Here is a 966-nt window from a genome sequence, read left to right as displayed (position 1 = left end):
TACGATCTCTATGCAAAAATTGATGCCTGTATAGATCCATCTCCAGTACGCGTAGGGTTATAAGATCCTACCCAAACCGCTTTTGGAATAATAACCCTTTCAAAATCACCACCTAACTCCTCTGCAATCCTCTGCAAGAATCTCACGGACATTGCAGAATACAAAAAATTTTGTGTGAAAACTTTCGTAATTTTTAATTTGATCAATATCAACAACTTTAAATGCTGATAATTTTTCATATGGTTCCCCTGGGCAATCCTTTTCGTTATTATAAGTTTCAATAGAAGATAATTTATTAGAAGGCAAACCATCACGTTTAATCAATGCGTCATACAATTTATTATTTCCTTGTACATGATAATCGTGCTGTTTTTTATCAACAAGAACTGAAATATATTTCATTTTGGATAAACTGTTAATAATATCTTTATCACCAAGAGAGTAGATCGCACAGAGCGCCATATCGTATGCAGACACACACTCCAAAAATCTTTTTTTCATTTCATCGAAATACACAGAGGTAGTCTCAGTCTCCAATAAATGAAACTTTCTCTTCACAAAATCATTAAGATCGTTTTCATTTTTCTTATATTCACTTTTTTCTGTGCTAAAACCGGCAACCCTCTCACTTTTTTCTCTATCATTTATCAAACTCCTTAATAACTCTTCATTAATCAAAACACGATTTTTGCAATGAGCAATAAATCCCTCAATGGTTTCAGCGGTATAGGTTAATGGATCCTCTTTATCATTTTTATAAATTTGCAAAAATAATGACCAAACGGGGGGTCATAACCAGCTATTATTCTTGCATCATTGTTCGATATATCGTGTCTAGACATTTTTTTTCCCTCAAAAAGCATTACCCCTCCTATTACACCAAAAAAATAGAAATCAATGCACAATTACATTAAAAACGCATATCTCGCAAGATTACAATCTCAATGATTTATKAGGGAGTTACTT

1 protein-coding gene is annotated in these 966 nt (G+C 32.8%); it reads right to left on the bottom strand.

Annotated features, from left to right (window positions below):
- Positions 1 to 105 precede the first annotated feature (105 nt).
- Entirely contained in the window at positions 106 to 768 is a 663-nt protein-coding gene (locus tag VZ95_RS24600) for a hypothetical protein (RefSeq protein WP_156995459.1), read from the bottom strand.
- Between the last annotated feature and the right edge of the window lie 198 nt (positions 769 to 966).

The organism is Elstera litoralis (assembly GCF_000963705.1).
Taxonomy (GTDB): Bacteria; Pseudomonadota; Alphaproteobacteria; order Elsterales; family Elsteraceae; genus Elstera; species Elstera litoralis.
Note: the sequence above shows the minus strand (reverse complement) of the source record. Positions and strands in the feature narration are given on the sequence as shown.